Origin of the sequence: Pantoea sp. AS142, assembly GCF_037152305.1 — a bacterium.
Lineage (GTDB): Bacteria > Pseudomonadota > Gammaproteobacteria > Enterobacterales > Enterobacteriaceae > Pantoea.
Map to the genome: position 1 here is coordinate 101,820 of NZ_JBBCMO010000001.1, position 19,957 is coordinate 121,776.

At 55.3% G+C, this 19,957-nt stretch carries 21 protein-coding genes; 12 read left to right on the forward strand and 9 right to left on the reverse strand.

The window, feature by feature from the left end; all coding sequences use genetic code 11:
* Positions 1-18 precede the first annotated feature (18 nt).
* Entirely contained in the window at positions 19-1,371 is a 1,353-nt protein-coding gene (proY, locus tag WFO64_RS00530) for a proline-specific permease ProY (protein WP_337008028.1), read from the forward strand.
* A 523-nt stretch (positions 1,372-1,894) separates the two neighbouring features.
* Here proY and WFO64_RS00535 read toward each other — a convergent pair.
* From WFO64_RS00535 to WFO64_RS00545, 3 genes are all read right to left on the reverse strand, one after another.
* Entirely contained in the window at positions 1,895-3,151 is a 1,257-nt protein-coding gene (locus WFO64_RS00535; RefSeq protein ID WP_337008030.1) for a histidine-type phosphatase, read from the reverse strand.
* On the reverse strand, positions 3,152-3,964 hold the full coding sequence (locus tag WFO64_RS00540) for an inositol monophosphatase family protein (RefSeq protein WP_337008032.1): 813 nt from the start codon (positions 3,962-3,964) through the stop codon (positions 3,152-3,154).
* A gap of 206 nt (positions 3,965-4,170) precedes the next feature.
* Complete coding sequence (locus WFO64_RS00545) at positions 4,171-4,752, reverse strand: ACP phosphodiesterase (protein WP_337008034.1); 582 nt, start codon at positions 4,750-4,752, stop codon at positions 4,171-4,173.
* A 103-nt stretch (positions 4,753-4,855) separates the two neighbouring features.
* Between WFO64_RS00545 and queA the strand changes: the two genes are divergently transcribed.
* The 5 genes from queA to secF all read left to right on the forward strand — a co-directional run bounded on the left by queA (position 4,856) and on the right by secF (position 10,338).
* Positions 4,856-5,926 (forward strand): tRNA preQ1(34) S-adenosylmethionine ribosyltransferase-isomerase QueA, encoded by a 1,071-nt coding sequence (gene queA / locus WFO64_RS00550; RefSeq protein ID WP_337008036.1) that lies wholly within the window; start codon positions 4,856-4,858, stop codon positions 5,924-5,926.
* Between the two features lie 79 nt (positions 5,927-6,005).
* Positions 6,006-7,154 (forward strand): tRNA guanosine(34) transglycosylase Tgt, encoded by a 1,149-nt coding sequence (gene tgt / locus WFO64_RS00555; RefSeq protein ID WP_337008038.1) that lies wholly within the window; start codon positions 6,006-6,008, stop codon positions 7,152-7,154.
* The gene (yajC, locus tag WFO64_RS00560) at positions 7,154-7,486 is read left to right on the forward strand and encodes a preprotein translocase subunit YajC (RefSeq protein ID WP_009091760.1); all 333 of its coding nucleotides are present in this window, start codon (positions 7,154-7,156) and stop codon (positions 7,484-7,486) included. Before tgt ends, yajC begins: the two co-directional genes overlap by 1 nt.
* 25 nt (positions 7,487-7,511) lie before the next feature.
* The gene (secD, locus tag WFO64_RS00565; protein ID WP_337008040.1) at positions 7,512-9,359 is read left to right on the forward strand and encodes a protein translocase subunit SecD; all 1,848 of its coding nucleotides are present in this window, start codon (positions 7,512-7,514) and stop codon (positions 9,357-9,359) included.
* A 10-nt stretch (positions 9,360-9,369) separates the two neighbouring features.
* Complete coding sequence (gene secF / locus WFO64_RS00570) at positions 9,370-10,338, forward strand: protein translocase subunit SecF (RefSeq protein WP_337008042.1); 969 nt, start codon at positions 9,370-9,372, stop codon at positions 10,336-10,338.
* Between the two features lie 56 nt (positions 10,339-10,394).
* Here secF and WFO64_RS00575 read toward each other — a convergent pair whose 3' ends face one another.
* Together WFO64_RS00575 and lysM are read right to left on the reverse strand one after the other, a co-directional pair.
* Positions 10,395-10,976, reverse strand: a complete 582-nt coding sequence (locus WFO64_RS00575) for a DUF3251 domain-containing protein (RefSeq protein ID WP_337008044.1) — start codon at positions 10,974-10,976, stop codon at positions 10,395-10,397.
* A 16-nt stretch (positions 10,977-10,992) separates the two neighbouring features.
* Positions 10,993-11,430: a peptidoglycan-binding protein LysM gene (gene lysM / locus WFO64_RS00580; protein ID WP_337008046.1), complete on the reverse strand. Its 438-nt coding sequence runs from the start codon at positions 11,428-11,430 to the stop codon at positions 10,993-10,995.
* A 186-nt stretch (positions 11,431-11,616) separates the two neighbouring features.
* Here lysM and nrdR point away from each other — a divergent pair, with 186 nt between their 5' ends.
* From nrdR to pgpA, 6 genes are all read left to right on the forward strand, one after another.
* On the forward strand, positions 11,617-12,066 hold the full coding sequence (gene nrdR, locus WFO64_RS00585) for a transcriptional regulator NrdR (protein ID WP_009091750.1): 450 nt from the start codon (positions 11,617-11,619) through the stop codon (positions 12,064-12,066).
* 3 nt (positions 12,067-12,069) lie between these two features.
* A complete protein-coding gene (gene ribD / locus WFO64_RS00590; RefSeq protein ID WP_337008048.1) occupies positions 12,070-13,170 on the forward strand; it encodes a bifunctional diaminohydroxyphosphoribosylaminopyrimidine deaminase/5-amino-6-(5-phosphoribosylamino)uracil reductase RibD in 1,101 nt (366 codons plus the stop codon).
* A gap of 90 nt (positions 13,171-13,260) precedes the next feature.
* The gene (gene ribH, locus WFO64_RS00595) at positions 13,261-13,731 is read left to right on the forward strand and encodes a 6,7-dimethyl-8-ribityllumazine synthase (protein ID WP_337008050.1); all 471 of its coding nucleotides are present in this window, start codon (positions 13,261-13,263) and stop codon (positions 13,729-13,731) included.
* A gap of 19 nt (positions 13,732-13,750) precedes the next feature.
* A complete protein-coding gene (gene nusB, locus WFO64_RS00600; RefSeq protein WP_010255372.1) occupies positions 13,751-14,170 on the forward strand; it encodes a transcription antitermination factor NusB in 420 nt (139 codons plus the stop codon).
* 55 nt (positions 14,171-14,225) lie between these two features.
* Positions 14,226-15,203 carry a thiamine-phosphate kinase gene (thiL, locus tag WFO64_RS00605; RefSeq protein WP_337008052.1) on the forward strand — a complete coding sequence of 326 codons (978 nt, stop codon included), beginning with the start codon at positions 14,226-14,228 and terminating at the stop codon, positions 15,201-15,203.
* Positions 15,148-15,687, forward strand: coding sequence for a phosphatidylglycerophosphatase A (pgpA, locus tag WFO64_RS00610; RefSeq protein ID WP_337008054.1), 540 nt, complete (start codon positions 15,148-15,150; stop codon positions 15,685-15,687). The genes thiL and pgpA overlap by 56 nt, the downstream gene beginning before the upstream one ends.
* A 63-nt stretch (positions 15,688-15,750) precedes the next feature.
* On the opposite strand, the gene WFO64_RS00615 is transcribed toward pgpA, so the two are convergent.
* The 4 genes from WFO64_RS00615 to xseB form a co-directional block, all read right to left on the reverse strand.
* Positions 15,751-16,725 (reverse strand): aldo/keto reductase, encoded by a 975-nt coding sequence (locus WFO64_RS00615; protein ID WP_337008056.1) that lies wholly within the window; start codon positions 16,723-16,725, stop codon positions 15,751-15,753.
* A gap of 88 nt (positions 16,726-16,813) precedes the next feature.
* The gene (gene dxs / locus WFO64_RS00620) at positions 16,814-18,679 is read right to left on the reverse strand and encodes a 1-deoxy-D-xylulose-5-phosphate synthase (RefSeq protein ID WP_337008058.1); all 1,866 of its coding nucleotides are present in this window, start codon (positions 18,677-18,679) and stop codon (positions 16,814-16,816) included.
* A gap of 19 nt (positions 18,680-18,698) precedes the next feature.
* Entirely contained in the window at positions 18,699-19,598 is a 900-nt protein-coding gene (gene ispA / locus WFO64_RS00625; RefSeq protein WP_337008060.1) for a (2E,6E)-farnesyl diphosphate synthase, read from the reverse strand.
* Positions 19,598-19,840 (reverse strand): exodeoxyribonuclease VII small subunit, encoded by a 243-nt coding sequence (gene xseB, locus WFO64_RS00630; protein WP_337008062.1) that lies wholly within the window; start codon positions 19,838-19,840, stop codon positions 19,598-19,600. The genes ispA and xseB overlap by 1 nt, the downstream gene beginning before the upstream one ends.
* Positions 19,841-19,957: the final 117 nt, after the last annotated feature.

Below are 19,957 nucleotides of genomic sequence, written 5' to 3' on the forward strand. Positions count from 1 at the left end.
TCACAGGTACAAGTTGTTATGCAAGAAACCAACAAGCTTAAACGCGGACTGAGCGCGCGCCACATCCGCTTTATGGCGCTGGGCTCGGCGATTGGCACCGGGCTGTTTTACGGTTCCGCTGATGCGATAAAAATGGCCGGACCGAGCGTGCTGCTCGCCTATATCATTGGCGGGGCTGTGGCTTATATCATTATGCGCGCGCTGGGTGAGATGTCCGTTAACAATCCTCAGGCCAGCTCCTTCTCACGTTACGCTCAGGACTATCTAGGGCCGATGGCAGGCTACATCACTGGATGGACGTACTGTTTTGAAATCCTGATTGTGGCGATTGCGGATGTCACCGCGTTCGGCATCTATATGGGCGTATGGTTCCCCGATGTGCCGCACTGGATTTGGGTGCTGAGCGTGGTGCTGATCATCGGTGCCGTGAATCTGATGAGCGTGAAGGTGTTCGGCGAAGTGGAGTTCTGGTTCTCCTTTTTCAAAGTCGCCACCATTATCGTAATGATTCTGGCCGGTTTCGGCATGATCATCTGGGGGATTGGCAATGGCGGCCAGCCGACCGGCATCCACAATCTGTGGATGAACGGCGGCTTCTTCGCCCATGGCGTAATCGGCATGCTGCTGTCGCTACAGATGGTGATGTTTGCCTATGGCGGTATCGAAATTATCGGTATCACCGCCGGTGAAGCGAAAGATCCGGAGAAGTCGATTCCGCGCGCCATCAACTCGGTGCCATGGCGCATTCTGGTGTTCTACGTCGGCACGCTGTTTGTGATTATGTCGATCTACCCGTGGAATCAGGTGGGTACCTCGGGCAGTCCGTTTGTGCTGACCTTCCAGCATATGGGGATCGCGGCGGCTGCGTCTATTCTCAATTTCGTGGTGCTGACCGCGTCACTCTCGGCGATTAACAGCGATGTGTTTGGCGTGGGCCGTATGCTGCACGGGATGGCGCAGCAGGGTCATGCCCCAAAAATCTTCATGAAAGTCTCTTCGCGCGGCATTCCATGGGTGACAGTGTTAGTAATGATGTTCGCCATGCTGATTGCGGTTTATCTCAACTACCTGATGCCGGAAAAAGTCTTCCTGGTGATCGCCTCGCTGGCGACCTTTGCGACGGTGTGGGTGTGGATCATGATTCTGCTGTCGCAGATCGCGTTTCGTCGCAAAATTGGCAAAGAGGCCGCCAGCAAGCTGCAGTTTGCGTTGCCAGGCGGCAGCTGGACCGCGGGCGTCGGCGTAGCCTTCCTCTGCTTTATTATCGGTCTGATTGGTTATTTCCCTGATACCCGCATCTCCCTCTATGTCGGTATGGTGTGGATAGTGGTGCTGCTGCTGGGCTATAAGCTGGTTCGTAAAGCCCGCTAATCTCCTCTTTTCTGCTCTCCCGATTTACGGGGGAGCAGATCCCGCCATTTCCCTCTTTTATTTCCTCCTGCCTCTGATTATTTGTGTGATTTGCTCCACAACAGGCTTTCCTTTTAGCCAGAGTTTAATCCTGTCTGCGAAATAAGATTAAGCGTCGGTTTATTTCGGCGAAGGTATCCGGGAATGATTATTTAAACTGGCAGTGAATATCGCTGAGGGTTATGAGCGGGTAAAGGGAGATAAAGGCGCTTCAGACGAGAGAGCGACCACACAGGTGCTGGATGGCAGCAGAAAAGGGAGGGTAAGGGAAATAAAAAACGGCGAAACCAGTCGCCGAAATATTCAAGAATTACAGGAAAAGAGTTAATAAAGGGATGATTGACGGGACTATCGTAAATCAAAATGAGTGGCGCTGATAGTCGGGCGATTTAAATAAGAAAAGGTCGGAATGGCGTTAATTAACAGAGGTTAACATTATTAAGGCCGCATTGCGGCTGCGGCCTTAATTTGATTAGCCACAGACTCAGGGCAATATAACCGAAACCGGCAGGACAGCGCTGTTATCCAGGTTTTTTCGCAGCTGAGTCAGCGTGGATTGATAAGGGCAGAGCAGACCGGTATCGGTGACTCTGCAGTCGGGCTGATGCCACTCCTGACGTAATAACGGGTGTTTATCATCGATCGGTTGCAGCTGACGGAGTCCATCCAGACTCTGCGCCTGAAAATAGAGCCGCAAAAAACGTTCGCCGCTGCGGGTATCGCGCCAGCGCTCCAGCACCAGACTGCTGCCTGGGGGTATGTTACCGCGTGAATAGCCGGGCAACTGCCAGCTAAAGCCCATCAGGGTGCGTACCATCGCAATATTGGTGTCATGCGCCACCAGAATCAGCCAGCGGGTCGGCGAGTTATCGGAAGTGATCGCCTCCAGCAGGGTGTTGAGCAGTATCGAGCCATGGCGCTGTGCCTGATAGAGGATGTCATTACTGAGATCGTAGTTTGCGGTCAACAGCGGCAGCAGCGAGGTAATTTGCGCGGCCGAGTTGATATGTCCCCAGGCGAGCTGATCAAATGGCAGATTTTCGCTGTAGCCCAGGCGCAGCGTTTCCACCATGCTCGCCATCACGCTCAGCCCGTAAACGTAACTGTTCCCGGTGCGGGTTTGCCGGAATGACCAGGGGATATCAAAGAAGGTGCAGTCTGTTGCGGGCGGGCAGACGCCGGCTTTCAGCTGCTGAATTGCGGGTTGCAACTGCTGTTGCAGCAGCGCCAGATCGCCCGCTTTCTGCTGTTTAGCCGCCAGCTCCTGAACGGGATCGGACCGGGTAACCGTCAGCTTTTCACTCTGAAACAGGGGATCAACATCGCCCGCTACGTGATGCACCGGTACGTCACAGTCGGGAAAGGCCCCGTCAGCCAGCGCTGCGGCGGTGGCGCGGGTACGCTGCAGCGGACTGGCGCGCACGTAAACCTGTGTCGCATCAGGACAGCCTGCACCCAGCAGGCCGAGCTGACGATAATGGTCGCCTTCCCAGCGTCCCTTATTCACCACTGCGCTGTAGCCGTGATGGGTCAGCTCGCCATCGGCAGTGCTCCACTGCGTCCAGGGGCGCTGGCTGGCAGCTTCAATCTCTTTGCGATTGCCCGGTGTGGGCGGACGCACGCCATGACGGCTCAGTTCGACCACTTTCTCCAGCTGGTAATCTGCCGCCTGTGACACTGAGCTTAGCAGCCAGAGAGAACTGAGGATCAGCGCACAGCGGCACAGGGTTGGCAAGGTCATTTACTCATCCAGTGCGCGATTACCGGTCAGCGCTTTAATTTTCGGATAAAGGGCCGCATTCGCCAGCAACACCGGGTTGCCATTTTTCAGTCCATCATTACGCAGATAATCGTTGGTGACACCGCCCGCTTCGCGCATCAGAACGATGCCCGGCAGACTATCCCAGGGATGCATATGCGCTTCGTAGTAGCCAATCAGTCGCCCGGCGGCAGCCCAGGCGCTGGTCAGCGCGCCAGAACCGATACGAATAAACATACCACCCTGTTCCATTAAGCCGCTAATCAGGCGCGAGACACTTTCGCCTGGCGTTCGGCTGGAGTTGCTGATGCCGAGTAAACCCTCATTAAGATGCTGAGCGCTATGAACCTGCAGTCGGCTCTCATTGACCCACGCGCCATGACCTGCTCGTGCGTGAAACAGCTCCTGATGGTTAGGATCGCAGACCACGCCGATGACCGGTTCGCCCTCACAGACCACTGCCAGCGAGACGCACCAGTTCGGCAAGCCATTGACGAAACAGGCGGTGCCATCAATCGGATCGACAACCCAGATAAAGGGCGCGCCCTGAACCTCCCCGCCGCTCTCTTCCCCATAGACGGCATCGTCAGGGAAACGTTCAGCGATTAAAGTCTTGATTAATGCTTCAACGTTACGATCAGCTTCGCTGACCACGTCCTGCAAATCCCTTTTGTGTTCCACCACCAGTGTCTGACGCTGCTGATACCATGACAAGCCCCGACTACCCGCCGCACGGGCGATGTCGCAGGCGTAACGGTAACGCGCGTCAATTTCAGAATGCGAAGCGGATGACATCTTTTCCTCTTATGATTTTTTGCCATAACGAACGGAAGGTGCACCTGAACAGGCGGTCTGACTGTGACGTTTACTTAGCTATTGTTAAGAAAGGCTTCATTAAGCCGCAGATAAGCAGCAATGGCAAGATGGTACGGAGCGGGTCGGCGGGCTTTTTTATTAGGTAAACGCTGGCGTCTGCCAGCCCGGCAGCAGAGGATCGGGTTTTACAGGGTTCTGCTGGACGCCAGCGCCATTAAACGCGGATAAAAATCAAAAAACAGCGCTTCAAGCTGATCATAATGTTGCGTGAAATCGTGGTAAGAGTCGCGCAGCGCCGCCAGGCGTGGGCGGCGGCAGGCCATGCCGTGCAGCACCCGCGCCAGCCGCGCTGGCTGGGCATAATGCTCAAACCAGCGCTCGCGCCACATCACCGCGTTGAGTGCCTGAAATTCAGGAGGGGTGTCTGCCAGTTGCGGCATAATTTCGTGCTCGGCGACGGCAGAAAACTGCACCAGCGTCTGGTTGGGTGTGAAATGCTGCCAGTGGCGGGCCAGAAAATGGTCCCAGATGACGTCCAGCGTAATCGGTGCCACGCGATAGGTTTCCGCCCGAAATAGCTGACGGGCGCTACGTACTTCCGGCAGCGCATCGGTCATCACGTCGAGACGACGATGCATCAGAATGCCGTCTGCGACAGGCGCAGACCAGTGCTGGTGCGGGTTGCCACGCACAAAGTCGGCCATCAGATTGCCAAGTAAGGAGCTGTCGGCCAGCTGAGCCAGATGGAGATGAGCAAGAAAGTTCATGCCGCATTATAGGCTGAACTGCCTTTGCGCAGCCAGTTGTTCAGAATTGATCGATTTTCCGCTAAACTATGCCGCCTGTTTTTGCCTGAGAAAGAACATTTCCATGCGTGTCGCCGATTTTGCTTTTGAATTGCCCGAATCCCTGATTGCTCACTATCCCCAGGCGCAGCGCAGCGGCTGTCGCCTGCTGTCGCTCGATGGGGCCAGCGGTACGCTGTCGCACGGTGTTTTCACCGATGTGCTGGATAAGCTTAATCCAGGCGATCTGCTGGTGTTCAACAACACCCGTGTGATTCCGGCACGCGTCTTTGGCCGTAAAGCCAGCGGCGGCAAAATCGAGATTCTGGTGGAGCGGATGCTCGACGACAAGCGTGTGCTGGCGCACGTGCGTGCCTCAAAAGCGCCGAAGCCCGGTGCAGAACTGCTGCTGGGCGAAGATGAGAGCGTGAAAGCGACCATGGTGGCACGCCGCGATGCGCTGTTTGAAATTGTCTTTAATGATGAACGCGCCGTACTCGACATCCTGAACAGCGTCGGGCATATGCCACTGCCGCCCTATATTGACCGTCCTGATGAAGAGGCCGATCGTGAGCTTTATCAGACGGTTTATAGCGCCCGTCCGGGTGCCGTTGCGGCACCAACCGCCGGTCTGCATTTTGATGAACCCCTGCTGAAGGCGCTGAAAGAGAAGGGCATTGAGATGGCGTTTGTGACGCTGCATGTCGGGGCGGGCACCTTCCAGCCGGTGCGCGTCGAGACCCTCGAAGAGCATCACATGCACGCGGAATATGCCGAAGTGCCGCAGGCGGTCGTCGACGCGGTACTGGCCTGTAAAGCACGCGGCAACAAGGTGGTCGCCGTGGGCACTACCTCCGTCCGGTCGCTGGAGAGCGCCGCCAAAGCGAGTCAGGATGCCCTGATTACGCCGTTCTTCGACGATACCCAAATTTTTATCTATCCGGGCTATGAGTATCAGGTGATCGATGCGCTGATCACCAATTTCCATCTGCCTGAATCAACTCTGATTATGCTGGTCTCGGCGTTTGCCGGTTATCAGCACACCATGGCCGCGTACCGCGCAGCCGTGGCTGAGGAATATCGTTTCTTCAGTTATGGTGACGCGATGTTTATCAGTAAAAATACGCAGGCGCCGCTGGAAAAAGTGGGCGACTGATTTATTAACCGATAGCCGGAATCGCCTGTAACGCGACTAAAGGCTATCTGCATCGGACTGTTTCTCCGATGGAGGCGTTGTGAAATTTGAACTTGATACCACAGACGGGCGCGCACGCCGTGGCCGTCTGATTTTTGATCGCGGCGTGGTGGAAACCCCTGCGTTTATGCCAGTGGGCACTTATGGCACCGTTAAAGGCATGACGCCGGAAGAAGTGCAGGAGACCGGTGCGCAGATCATTCTGGGTAATACCTTCCATCTTTGGCTGCGTCCGGGTCAGGAGATCATGAAACTGCATGGCGATCTGCATGACTTTATGCAGTGGAAAGGACCGATTCTGACCGACTCTGGCGGCTTCCAGGTCTTCAGCCTTGGCGACATCCGTAAAATCACCGAAGCGGGCGTTCATTTCCGTAACCCGATCAATGGTGACCCGATTTTCCTCGATCCGGAAAAATCGATGGAGATTCAGTACGACCTCGGGTCTGACATCGTCATGATTTTCGATGAATGTACGCCTTATCCGGCGGACTGGGACTACGCCAAACGCTCCATGGAAATGTCGCTGCGCTGGGCGCAACGCAGTCGTGATCGTTTCGATAGCCTCGGCAATAAAAATGCGTTATTTGGCATTATTCAAGGCTCGGTTTACGAAGATTTACGAGATGTGTCGGTGAAAGGTCTGGTAGAGATTGGCTTTGATGGGTACGCTGTGGGCGGCCTGGCGGTGGGTGAGCCTAAGCAGGATATGCACCGTATTCTTGAGCACGTCTGTCCGCAGCTTCCGCAGGATAAACCGCGTTATCTGATGGGCGTCGGCAAGCCAGAAGATCTGGTTGAAGGCGTACGTCGCGGCGTTGATATGTTTGACTGCGTGATGCCGACCCGTAACGCCCGAAATGGTCACCTGTTTGTGACCGAGGGCGTGGTGAAGATCCGCAACGCCCGCTACAAAGATGACACTGCGCCACTGGATGCGGAGTGTGATTGTTACACCTGTCGCAATTATAGCCGTGCCTACTTGTATCATCTCGACCGTTGTAACGAAATACTGGGCGCGCGTCTGAATACTATCCACAATTTGCGCTATTACCAGCGTCTGATGGCAGGTTTACGCCAGGCCATCGAAGAGGGTAAATTAGAGCGCTTTGTAACCGAGTTTTACCAACGGACGGGCAAAGAAGCTCCGCCATTAACGTCTGACAATTTATCAATGAGGGAATTTTAATGAGCTTATTCATTTCTGACGCCGTGGCAGCAGCTGGCGCACCGTCTCAGGGAAGTCCGTATTCTCTGGTGATCATGCTGGTGGTGTTTGGTCTGATTTTCTATTTCATGATCCTGCGTCCGCAGCAGAAACGTGCGAAAGAGCACAAGAAGCTGATGGATTCCATCTCTAAGGGTGATGAAGTGTTGACCAGCGGTGGGCTGGTAGGCCGCGTAACAAAAGTCTCTGACACGGGCTACGTTGCTATTGCGCTGAATGACACCAATGAAGTGGTCATTAAACGTGATTTCGTTGCCGCCGTGCTGCCTAAAGGCACTATCAAGGCGCTGTAATTCTTTCTTCCCTAAGGGAACTGCCGTGTTAAATCGTTATCCTTTGTGGAAGTACGTAATGCTGGTCGTCGTGATTCTCGTCGGCCTGCTCTATGCGCTTCCCAACCTGTATGGTGAGGATCCGGCCGTTCAAATCACTGGTGCGCGCGGAAGCGCCGCCAGTGAGCAGACGTTGGATCAAATTCAGTCCGCATTAAAACAAGACAATATCCAGAGCAAATCTGTTGCGCTGGAAAATGGTGCCATTACCGCGCGCTTCGCCAATACGGATGTGCAGTTACGCGCCCGTGAAGCGATCATGAAAGCGCTAGGTGAAAACTACGTTGTCGCGCTGAACCTTGCGCCAGCCACGCCTCGCTGGCTGACGATGCTGTCAGCCGAGCCGATGAAACTCGGTCTCGATCTGCGTGGTGGTGTGCACTTCCTGATGGAAGTGGACATGGACACCGCGCTTGGTAAGCTGCAGGAGCAGAATGCTGACACGCTGCGTAGCGACCTGCGCACCAAAAATATCCCTTACACCACCGTCAACAAAGTCGCGAACTACGGCGTGGAAATTCGTTTCCGTGACGCTGCAAGCCGTGATGCGGCGATCTCCTGGCTGACCTCGCGTCATCAGGATCTGGTGATCAACAGCAGTGGCAGTGATGCCCTGCGTGCCACCATGAGCGATGCCCGTCTCAGCGAAGCGCGTGAATATGCGGTTCAGCAGAACATTACGATTCTGCGTAACCGTGTAAACCAGCTGGGCGTGGCGGAACCGCTGGTACAGCGTCAGGGTTCCGATCGTATCGTGGTTGAACTGCCGGGCATTCAGGATACGGCGCGCGCTAAAGAGATTCTGGGCGCAACCGCGACGCTGGAATTCCGTCTGGTGAACACCAGCGTGGATCCAACGGCGGCGGCCAATGGCCGGGTTCCAGGTGACTCTGAAGTGAAAGACATGCGTGATGGCCAGCCGGTGGTGCTCTACAAGCGGGTGATCCTGACCGGTGACCACATCACCGACTCGACCTCCAGCATGGATGAGTACAACCAGCCACAGGTGAACATTTCACTGGATGGTGCAGGCGGTAACATCATGTCGAACTTCACTAAGGACAACATTGGCAAGCCGATGGCGACCCTGTTTGTGGAGTACAAAGACAGCGGTAAAAAAGATGCCAATGGCCGTTCAATTCTGGTGAAACAGGAAGAGGTGATTAACGTCGCTAATATCCAGTCTCGCCTGGGGAACAGCTTCCGCATTACCGGAATCAACAACCCGAACGAAGCACGTCAGCTCTCGCTGCTGCTGCGTGCCGGTGCGCTGATTGCGCCAATCCAGATTGTGGAAGAGCGTACTATCGGGCCGACCATGGGTCAGCAGAACATTACTCAGGGTCTTGAAGCCTGCCTGTGGGGGCTGCTTGCCTCAATCCTGTTTATGGTGGTGTTCTACAAGAAGTTTGGTCTGATTGCGACCAGCGCACTGTTGGTAAACCTGGTGCTGATTGTCGGCATTATGTCTCTGTTGCCGGGCGCGACCCTGACCATGCCGGGTATTGCCGGTATCGTGTTAACCCTGGCGGTGGCGGTTGATGCCAACGTACTGATTAACGAACGTATTAAAGAAGAACTCAGTAACGGGCGTTCGGTTCAGCAGGCAATTCATGAAGGCTATAAAGGCGCCTTCTCAAGTATTGTCGATGCGAACGTGACTACCCTGATCAAAGTTATCATTCTTTACGCGGTCGGCACCGGTTCGATCAAAGGTTTTGCCATTACCACTGCAATTGGTATCGCGACCTCAATGTTCACCGCGATTATCGGTACCCGTGCCATTGTTAACCTGGTTTACGGTGGCAAACGCATCAACAAGCTGTCTATCTGAGGAGTGCGTTGTGGCACAGGAATATAACATTGAGCAGTTGAACCACGGGCGTAAAGTCGTTGACTTTATGCGCTGGGATAAGCTGGCCTTCATCATTTCAGGACTGCTGATTCTGGCCGCGATTGCAATCGTGGGTGTGCGTGGTTTTAACTGGGGCCTTGATTTCACCGGCGGGACGGTGATTGAGATCGCGTTGGAAAAACCGGCCGAACTCGACATGCTGCGTAGTGAACTGGTGAAAGCGGGCTTTGACGAGCCGCTGGTGCAGAACTTTGGCAGCAGCCGCGACGTGATGGTGCGCATGGCACCGGTTACCGGCCCGGCGGGTACCGAGTTAGGTAACAAAGTGGTCTCGGTGATTAACCAGACCACTCAGCAAAACGCTACCGTTAAGCGCATTGAGTTCGTTGGCCCGAGTGTGGGCAGCGACCTGGCGCAGGCGGGAGCGATGGCGCTGTTGTCCGCGCTGATTGCGATTCTGATCTATATCGGTTTTCGCTTTGAGTGGCGTCTGGCGCTGGGTACCGTGCTGGCGCTGGCGCATGACGTAATCATTACCTGCGGCCTGCTGGCGCTGTTCCGCATTGAAATCGACCTGACGATTGTCGCCTCGCTGATGTCGGTGATTGGCTACTCGCTCAACGATAAAATCGTGGTGTCGGACCGTATTCGTGAAAACTTCCGCAAGATCCGTCGCGGCAGCTCTTACGATATTACTAACGTGTCACTGACCCAGACGTTAAGCCGTACGCTGATTACCTCGCTGACCACGCTGGCGATGATCCTCATCCTCTTCGTATTTGGTGGTGCGTTGCTGAAAGGCTTCTCACTGACCATGCTGATTGGGGTGACGATTGGTACGATTTCATCGATTTATGTCTCTTCAGCGCTGGCGCTGAAGCTGGGCATGAAACGTGAACATATGCTGGTGCAAAAAGTCGAGAAAGAGGGTGCCGATCAGCCTTCTATCCTGCCTTAATCGCGCGAAGAAATAAAAACGGGCAGCCTTGTGGCTGCCCGTTTTTTTTGCACTGCTTACTCAGGGCTAGCGGGTGAGGCAGGTGAGGTCTGGGTCGTCGCGTCGCCGGTAACGTTATGCACGCGGACATAACCTAATTGCTCCGGTGCAAGGCCGCTGAGGCGCAGTAGTATGCTCGCCGAATGCTGCGGTAACAGTGAGGCTGGCACCACGACTGTCTGGCTCAGACTGTCATTACTCAGCGGTTTACCGGTCGACGGGTCGAGTTCACCCCAGATTACCGTCGTGCGCAGGGCGGGCAGGGGCCGATCGTCCATTGAGCGTACGGTCAGGGTGGCCCGCGAGCCGCTGGCTTCAGCGGTAACAGGCGACAGTGTCAGTCGCAGCGTACCAAGCTGTGTTTGCAGCGCCACGGGCGTATTTGCCTGCGGCACCAGCCATGCACCCTGCTGCGAGTGGTTGTTGAGCTGCCCCTGAATCTCCAGCGCGCTGGCCTGCGTGGTCAGATGCTGCATCTGCTGATTAAGCTGACTCACTTCCTGATGCAGTTCTTTGACCTGCGGATTGCTGGCAGTGCTGCTGCAGCCGCTCAGCGTCACCAGAGCGAGCGCCACCGGAACCCAAACCATCCTTTTCATAAGTTATCTTTGTCCGTTATTTTGGAATACGTAAAACCTGGCCAGGATAGATCTTATCAGGATGAGTGAGCATTGGCTTATTCGCTTCGAAAATCTTGTTGTATTCGTTCGCATTTCCATAAACCTGCTTGGAAATGGCGCTCAGCGTATCCCCTTTTTTCACGGTATAAAGTTCTGACTCGGTCGCGCTGTCTGTCACGGAAACCTTATCTTCCACTTTAGTGATGCCTGCAACGTTACCTGCAGCGATCAGAATCTTCTCTTTCAGCTCCTGGGAGAGGCCCTCACCGCTCACGGTCACCGTATCGCCATTGACCTTAACGTCAACTTTGTCACTGTCGGGTAAACCGAGTTTGTTGATGTGATCCTGCAGCTTTTTATTCTGGTCATCACCGCCGTTGACAGCATCCCATAGTTTTTCACCTGCTTCTTTCACAAAGTTAAACAGACCCATACAACCTCCAATGTGTTAGTGGAAAATTTTAATTGTAGCTCTTAAAGCGTAGTCCCTTTTGCTGCAGACGAAATTTAGCATCGTTTATCCTGCGAGGAGATCTCCAGGAAAGGCACGGAAGAGATTTTGTTGATCCGCAGTTCGCGCTACACTGTCTGACCCATCTATTTCGCGTCAGGAAACGTCATGCATTGCCCATTCTGCTCCGCTGTGGACACCAAAGTGATTGATTCTCGTCTGGTTAGTGAAGGCTCCTCGGTGCGACGCCGCCGCCAGTGTCTGATGTGTCATGAACGCTTCACCACCTTTGAGGTGGCGGAACTGGTGATGCCGCGCGTGGTGAAAAGCAATGACGTGCGCGAACCTTTTAATGAAGACAAAATGGCCAGCGGGATGATGAAAGCGCTTGAGAAGCGTCCGGTCAGCGCCGACGCGGTTGAAAGCGCCGTTAACCATATTAAAACTCAGTTGCGCGCCACCGGCGAACGTGAGATCCCCAGTAAGCTGATTGGCAATCTGGTGATGGATGAGCTGAAGAAGCTTGATAAAGTCGCCTATATTCGCTTCGCCTCGGTTTACCGCAGCTTTGAAGATATTCGCGATTTTGGCGAAGAGATCGCCCGGTTACAGGATTAAACCATGGATGAACTTTATATGGCGCGCGCGCTGGAACTGGCGCGACGTGGTCGTTTTACGACGATGCCGAACCCCAATGTGGGCTGCGTAATTGTGCGGGATGGCGCCGTGGTGGGTGAGGGCTGGCATCAGTGCGCCGGTGAACCTCACGCTGAAGTTCATGCCCTGCGCCTGGCTGGTGAGAAAGCGCGTGGCGCAACTGCCTATGTCACGCTGGAACCGTGCAGCCATCATGGCCGCACGCCACCCTGCTGTGATGCGCTGATCGCTGCGGGCGTGACCCGTGTCGTGGCCGCCATGCAGGACCCTAATCCGCAGGTGGCGGGTCGCGGACTGCACCGTCTACATCAGGCTGGCATTGACGTGAGCCACGGTCTGATGATGCCGGAAGCGGAGGCGCTGAATCGCGGCTTTCTCAAGCGGATGCGCACCGGCTTTCCCTGGATTCAGCTCAAGCTGGGCGCGTCATTGGATGGTCGCACGGCAATGGCCAGCGGCGAAAGCCAGTGGATCACCTCTGAGGCTGCCCGCCGTGATGTGCAGCGTCTGCGTGCGCAAAGTGCCGCGATCCTGAGTAGCGGCGCCACGGTGCTGGCGGATGATCCTTCCCTGACGGTACGCTGGTCTGAACTCAATGCTGACAGCCAGGCACTGCTCAATGAGCAGCAATTGCGTCAGCCGGTGCGGGTGATTATCGACAGTCAGAATCGCGTCACACCCCAACATCGGCTCATTTCGCAGCCGGGCGAAACCTGGCTAATGCGTCATCAGCCGGATCAGCAGACCTGGCCTGCTGATGTGACGCAGATTGCTGTTCCGCTGCGTGAACAGCAGCTGGATCTGGTGGCGATGATGATGTTGCTGGGACAGCGACAGATTAACAGTGTCTGGGTTGAAGCAGGCGCAACGTTGGCCGGCGCGCTGTTGCAGGCCGGGCTGGTCGATGAACTGATCGTTTATCTGGCACCTAAGGTGTTAGGTCATGAAGGACGCGGCCTGTGCCAGCTGCCGGGACTCAGCCAGCTGGCTGATGCACCTGCCTTCCGTTTCAGTGACGTCCGGCAGGTTGGTGACGATTTACGCCTGACCCTGACACCACAATGACGCGGTCGGAAAAGCAAGAGCACGCCGCCCAAGAGTATGATAGAATCCGCCCCCCTGCGCGGGGCCAACCAAACCCCTGAAAGGATAAGTATGAAAGTTATCGAAGCTGCTGTTGCAACGCCTGAGGCCAATGTTGCCATCGTTATTGCGCGTTTTAACAACTTCATTAATGACAGCCTGTTGGATGGTGCAGTTGATGCCCTGAAACGTATCGGCCAGGTCAAAGATGACAATATCACTGTAGTCTGGGTGCCTGGTGCATACGAACTGCCTCTGGCAGCACGCGCCCTGGCCAACTCCGGCAAATATGATGCCATTATTGCACTCGGCACCGTCATTCGTGGTGGCACTGCGCACTTCGAATATGTGGCGGGTGAAGCCAGCTCCGGTATCGCCAGCGTTGCTATGAACAGCAACATTCCTGTCGCGTTTGGCGTGCTGACCACGGAAAGCATTGAGCAGGCCATTGAGCGTGCTGGCACCAAAGCGGGTAACAAAGGTGCTGAAGCGGCACTGACTGCGCTCGAAATGATCAACGTATTGAAAGCCATTAAAGCCTGATTTTTGTAAGGGGAATTTTGTGAAACCTGCTGCTCGTCGTCGCGCCCGTGAGTGCGCTGTTCAGGCGCTTTACTCCTGGCAGTTGTCGAATAACGACATTGCCGATGTGGAATACCAGTTTCTGGCGGAACAGGACGTCAAAGACGTCGACATTACCTACTTCCGCGAACTGCTGTCCGGTGTGGCGACCAACAGTGCGTATCTGGATGGACTGATGAAGCCCTACCTGTCGCGTCAGCTTGAAGAGCTGGGGCAGGTAGAAAAAGCTATCCTGCGCATCTCGCTGTATGAGCTGAGCAAACGTAATGATGTGCCTTATAAAGTGGCCATCAACGAAGGCATCGAGCTGGCGAAAGTTTTCGGTGCTGAAGACAGCCATAAATTTGTTAACGGTGTGCTGGATAAAGCCGGTCCACAAATTCGACCCAATCGCAAATAAACAAAAAGGCCGGCTTGCCGGCCTTTTATCATTAAGGGTTAAGCGGAACGCAATTATGTCTTGTGGTGAATTTGAACTCATCGCACGCTACTTCAACCGCAGAACACGCAGCCGCCGTGATGTCGAGCTCGGCATCGGTGACGATTGTGCGTTACTTAGCGTGCCGGATAAACAGACGCTGGCGATCAGCACCGATACCCTGGTCGCGGGTATGCACTTCTTACGGGATATTCATCCTGCCGATCTGGGCTACAAAGCCCTGGCTGTTAATCTCAGCGACCTTGCTGCCATGGGCGCTGATCCCGCCTGGCTGACGCTGGCCTTAACGCTGCCGCAGGTCGATGAAAGCTGGCTGTCTGCCTTCAGCGAAAGCCTGTTTGAACTGCTGGAATATTACGATATGCAGCTGGTGGGCGGCGACACCACGCGGGGTCCGCTGAGCCTGACGCTGGCGATTCACGGTCTGGTGCCGCAGGGACGCGCGCTGAAACGTTCCGGTGCGAAGCCGGGCGACTGGATCTACGTGACCGGCACGCTGGGTGACAGCGCGGCAGGTCTGGCGCTGCTGCAACACCACTGTCGCATCCACGATCCGGCGGTGCATGAAGCACTGATAAAACGTCATCTGCGGCCGATGCCGCGCATTCTGCAGGGTCAGGCACTGCGTTCGCTCGCCTCCTCAGCGGTAGATCTTTCCGACGGCCTGATTTCCGATCTCAGCCATGTGCTGAAAGCCAGCGGCTGCGGTGCACGGCTTAACCTCGATGCATTGCCCCTTTCGGCTGCGCTAAGCGACCATTTCGAAGCTGAACAGGTGTTGCGCTGGGCGCTGAGTGGCGGAGAAGACTACGAACTCTGCTTCACCGTGCCCGAGGTCAATCGCGGTGCGCTCGATGTGGCGCTGGGTCACCTGGGCGTGCCCTATACCTGCATCGGACAGATAGCACCGGAGTCGGAAGGCTTAACGCTGCTGGATAATGGCAAGCCAGCTAGATCCCGTCATAAAGGGTTTGATCACTTTGATACTAAATAACGACGTGGCGAAGCGTCGCTTGCGAATGAGCAATCCCTGGCATCTGCTGGCGACCGGCTTCGGCAGCGGATTAAGCCCGGTGGTGCCCGGCACCATGGGATCGCTGGCGGCCATCCCATTCTGGTGGCTGATGACTTTTCTGCCGCAGGATCTCTATTCGCTGGTGGTGCTGGTCGGCATCTGCGTTGGGGTTTATCTCTGTCATCGTACCGCCAAAGATATGGGCGTACACGATCACGGCAGTATCGTCTGGGATGAGTTTATCGGCATGTGGATTACGCTGATGGCGATTCCTGTCAACAGCTGGCAATGGGTATTAAGTGGCTTTGTGCTGTTCCGTATTCTTGATATGTGGAAGCCGTGGCCGATTCGCTGGTTTGACCGCAATGTGCATGGTGGCATGGGCATTATGGTGGATGACATTATTGCCGGCGTGATTTCCGCTGCCATGCTGTATGGCATTGGGGTCTGGCTGGCGGGTTAACCGCCGATGCTAATCATTTGATATAAGGTGCCGCCCGTGCCGGGCGCCACCTTCCTTTCAACGTTACTCAAATCCTACCGCCTGATGCGGCTGATAGTCCTCTTCCAGCTGTGCAATTTCCCCGTCACTCAACGTGACATTAACGGCCTTCACCAGATCCTCAAACTGCTCAGCACGCGACGCGCCAATAATCGGTGCTGTGACGGCAGGTTTACTCAGCAGCCAGGCCAGTGCCACCTGCGCCCGTGTGACGCCTTTACTGTCGGCAACCTGCGCCAGCCGCTGCGCAATAACGGCATCATTCTCTTCAGTACTGGCATAGAGCGACGACATCACCTTATCAGAGGCCGAACGCGCAGTGCTTTCACCCCACGGGCGGGTCAGCTTACCGCGCGCCAGCGGACTCCAGGGTAGCACGGCAATCTGCTCTTTCAGGCAGAGCGGATGCATTTCACGCTCCTCTTCGCGCTGAATCAGGTTGTACTGGTCCTGCATGCTGACAAAACGATGCCAGCCCTGTTCTGACTGCATCTGCAACGCGCGGGCAAACTGGCTGGCGTGCATTGATGAGGCACCGATATAGCGTGCTTTGCCAGACTGTACCACCTCATGCAGTGCTTCCAGCGTCTCTTCGAGCGGCGTGTCGTAATCCCAGCGGTGAATCTGCAGGAGATCGACATACTCCATGCTAAGACGCTGCAGGCTGTCATCAATGGATTGCAGGATATTTTTACGCGACAGGCCCTGTGACAGATTGGTCAGCGGGAAATAAACTTTGGTGGCGACCACAATCTCTTCACGGCGGGCAAAATCTTTCAGCGCCCGGCCCAGGATCTCTTCACTGCTGCCATCTGAATAGCTGTTGGCGGTATCGAAAAAGTTGATCCCCGCATTCAGTGCCTGCTGGATCAACGGACGGCTGCTTGCTTCCGGCAGCGTCCAGGCATGGTTGCCGCGCGTTGGCTCCCCATAAGTCATACAGCCAAGGCAAAGACGCGATACCTGCAGATCGGTGGTACCCAGTTGAATCGTTTTCATAGTGGAGGCTCCTGCGAAAGTGCAAAGGTTTTAGCATAGCAGGATGTTGCGCTCCCCGAGAGGAGAGCGCAGAGAAGGAGAAGGGAGGTTATTGTGCCAGCCAGCGGGCGATCTGTTGCTGAATGCCCTTTGCGTCCAGCAGATAGTCATGACGGACTTCATCCTGCGTACCCTGCGGGATGAATTCATCGGGCAGGCCGATGTTCAGTACCGGAACAGCCAGACGTTTCGCCATGATAAATTCATTTACGCCGCTGCCAGCACCGCCTTTAATTGCGCCTTCTTCCAGCGTAATCAGTGAGTCGTGCATGGTGGCAAGCTCGGCGATCAGCGTCTCATCCAGGGGTTTCACAAAGCGCATATCGACCAGGGTTGCATTCAGTGCTTCTGCCGCGGCGGCCGCTTCTGGCAGCAGGGTACCAAAGTTCAGAATTGCCAGCTTTTCACCCTGACGTTTCACAACCGCTTTACCCAGCGGCAGGCTCTGCAGCGGTGCCAGTGGCGTACCGACACCGGTTCCGCGCGGATAGCGCACCGCACTGGGACCATCCTGATGATGATAGCCGGTGTAGAGCATCTGCCGACACTCGTTTTCATCGCTGGGGGTCATGATCACCATATCCGGCACACAGCGCAGATAGGCGAGATCAAACGCGCCCTGGTGAGTCTGACCATCCGCGCCAACAATACCACCGCGATCGATAGCAAACAGGACCGGCAGTTTCTGGATAGCCACGTCATGGATCAGCTGATCGTAGGCGCGCTGCAGGAAGGTAGAGTAGATGGCAACAATCGGCTTATAGCCGCCAATTGCCATACCGGCAGCGAAGGTGACTGCATGCTGCTCAGCAATCGCCACATCAAAATATTGCTTCGGAAATTCGCGTGAGAAGGCCACCATACCGGAGCCTTCGCGCATCGCCGGCGTAATTGCCATCAGCTTCGGATCGTCCGCGGCCATTTCGCACAGCCAGTTACCAAAGATTTTAGAGTAGCTCGGCAGACCCTCTGCGCTTTTAGGCAGTTCGCCAATCGCCGGGTCAAATTTTGGTACGGCATGCCAGGCAATCGGATCTTCCTCTGCCGGGGCGTAGCCTTTGCCTTTCTTCGTCATGATATGCAGGAACTGCGGCCCTTTCAGGTTGCGCATGTTGCTCAGCGTATTCACCAGCGTCAGCACGTCGTGACCGTCAACCGGCCCGATGTAATTAAAGCCTAACTCTTCAAACAGGGTGCCCGGCACGACCATGCCTTTGAGGTGCTCTTCGGTGCGTCTTACCAGCTCTTTAATTGGTGGCAGGCTGGTCAGCACACGCTTGCTGCCTTCGCGCAGTCGCGCGTAGGTTTTACCCGACAGGATCTGCGCCAGACGGTTATTCAGCGCGCCAACGTTTTCGGAGATGGACATCTCGTTGTCGTTGAGAATAACCAGCATGTCCGGCTTGATATCACCGGCATGATTCATCGCTTCAAACGCCATGCCTGCGGTGATGGCACCATCGCCAATAATACAGGCGGTGCGACGGCCCTGACCTTCACGTTCTGCCGCTGCTGCCATGCCGAGACCGGCACTGATTGAGGTCGACGAGTGACCCACGCTCAGCACGTCATATTCACTTTCGCCGCGCCACGGAAATGGATGTACACCATTTTTCTGACGAATAGTGCCGATGCGATCGCGGCGACCGGTCAGAATTTTATGCGGATAAGCCTGATGACCCACATCCCAGACCAGATGGTCAAAGGGGGTGTTATAGACATAATGCAGTGCGACCGTCAGTTCGACTACGCCCAGACCCGATGCAAAATGGCCGCTGGAGCGGCTCACACTGTCTAACAGATACTGACGCAGTTCATCACACAGCGCAGGCAACTTCTCTTTTGGCAGGGCGCGCAGCGCCTGAACCGTGTTTGCCAGCGACAGTGTCGGGTATTTAGCAATATCAAAACTCATCAGAGACTCATTATGGAAGTTATTTGTCGCGTTCAATTATGAAGCTCGCCAGCGCCTGCAGTGCTGTGGTGTTATAAGAGTGCGCAGCGAGCAATTCTAAAGCATCAAGGGCTTCCTGATACAAATCCCGCGCTTTGGCACGGGCATGTTCAAGGCCTAACAGTGAAGGATAGGTGCTTTTTCCCAGGTGCTGATCGGCACCCTGACGTTTTCCAATCACCGCCGTGTCACCCACCACATCCAGAATATCGTCCTGCACCTGAAACGCGAGGCCGATAGCTTCTGCATAACGATCGAGCAGCGGCAGGACTTCACGGCCAGCATCGCCTGCCGTTAATGCACCTAACCGCACCGCTGAGCGAATCAGCGCGCCGGTTTTATGACGATGAATCTGCTCCAGCTGGTTGAGATCCACGGATTTACCTTCCGCCGCTAAATCGAGCGCCTGTCCGCCACACATCCCGGCTACCCCGCTGGCTTTTGCCAGTTCTGAAAGCATCATCAGACGATATTCAGCGCTGACACCCGGCATCACTTCGTCTGCCAGAATGGAAAAGGCCAGCGTCTGCAGGGCGTCGCCTGCCAGGATCGCGGTATCTTCGCCATATTTAATGTGACAGGTTGGCTGCCCGCGACGCAGTGCATCATCGTCCATCGCAGGAAGATCGTCATGAATCAGAGAGTACGCATGAATGCATTCAACCGCGGCTGCGGGGGCATCCAGACTCGCCGGGTGGGCGTGGAGCATTTCGCCAGTAGCGTAGACCAGAAAAGGACGCAGGCGTTTACCGCCTAATAATGCCCCATAATGCATGGCATTCACCAGAGGAGAACTCTGAAAAGGAAGTGGCTCTATAAAACGCGTCAGCGCGGCGTTCACCTGCTGCTGATATGCGTCGAGTAATCGGGCGAAATCCATTAGTCGTTTTCCGGCGTGAAAGCAGTGAGGTCGGCATCTTTATCATCGTTCAGCAGAATTCGAACCCGCTGTTCAGCCTGCTGCAGCGTCTGCTGACCAGTCCGCGCCAGCTGCACGCCGCGCTCAAATTCGTTCAGGGCTTCTTCCAGCGGCAATTCACCACTTTCCAGACGGCTGACAATCTGCTCCAGCTGCTGCAATGACGTTTCAAAGCTGGCTGGCTGTTCGGCTTTTTTCGGCATATTTCGTGTCGACTCACGGTTGGGACATTATCTCGCAATCGGTCATGGTAGCTGAGACCCTATGATTAGCAAAATAATCAATGCGGCGGCTGATGAAGAAGCAGTCACCTGACAAAA

Excerpts from the sequence above, each read along its gene's own strand:
- proY (WP_337008028.1), top strand. The coding sequence starts at position 19 with ATGCAAGAAACCAACAAGCTTAAACGCGGACTGAGCGCGCGCCACATC.
- WFO64_RS00535 (WP_337008030.1), bottom strand. The coding sequence starts at position 3,151 with ATGACCTTGCCAACCCTGTGCCGCTGTGCGCTGATCCTCAGTTCTCTC.
- WFO64_RS00540 (WP_337008032.1), bottom strand. The coding sequence starts at position 3,964 with ATGTCATCCGCTTCGCATTCTGAAATTGACGCGCGTTACCGTTACGCC.
- WFO64_RS00545 (WP_337008034.1), bottom strand. The coding sequence starts at position 4,752 with ATGAACTTTCTTGCTCATCTCCATCTGGCTCAGCTGGCCGACAGCTCC.
- queA (WP_337008036.1), top strand. The coding sequence starts at position 4,856 with ATGCGTGTCGCCGATTTTGCTTTTGAATTGCCCGAATCCCTGATTGCT.
- yajC (WP_009091760.1), top strand. The coding sequence starts at position 7,154 with ATGAGCTTATTCATTTCTGACGCCGTGGCAGCAGCTGGCGCACCGTCT.
- WFO64_RS00575 (WP_337008044.1), bottom strand. The coding sequence starts at position 10,976 with ATGAAAAGGATGGTTTGGGTTCCGGTGGCGCTCGCTCTGGTGACGCTG.
- lysM (WP_337008046.1), bottom strand. The coding sequence starts at position 11,430 with ATGGGTCTGTTTAACTTTGTGAAAGAAGCAGGTGAAAAACTATGGGAT.
- nrdR (WP_009091750.1), top strand. The coding sequence starts at position 11,617 with ATGCATTGCCCATTCTGCTCCGCTGTGGACACCAAAGTGATTGATTCT.
- ribD (WP_337008048.1), top strand. The coding sequence starts at position 12,070 with ATGGATGAACTTTATATGGCGCGCGCGCTGGAACTGGCGCGACGTGGT.
- ribH (WP_337008050.1), top strand. The coding sequence starts at position 13,261 with ATGAAAGTTATCGAAGCTGCTGTTGCAACGCCTGAGGCCAATGTTGCC.
- thiL (WP_337008052.1), top strand. The coding sequence starts at position 14,226 with ATGTCTTGTGGTGAATTTGAACTCATCGCACGCTACTTCAACCGCAGA.
- pgpA (WP_337008054.1), top strand. The coding sequence starts at position 15,148 with ATGGCAAGCCAGCTAGATCCCGTCATAAAGGGTTTGATCACTTTGATA.
- WFO64_RS00615 (WP_337008056.1), bottom strand. The coding sequence starts at position 16,725 with ATGAAAACGATTCAACTGGGTACCACCGATCTGCAGGTATCGCGTCTT.
- dxs (WP_337008058.1), bottom strand. The coding sequence starts at position 18,679 with ATGAGTTTTGATATTGCTAAATACCCGACACTGTCGCTGGCAAACACG.
- ispA (WP_337008060.1), bottom strand. The coding sequence starts at position 19,598 with ATGGATTTCGCCCGATTACTCGACGCATATCAGCAGCAGGTGAACGCC.
- xseB (WP_337008062.1), bottom strand. The coding sequence starts at position 19,840 with ATGCCGAAAAAAGCCGAACAGCCAGCCAGCTTTGAAACGTCATTGCAG.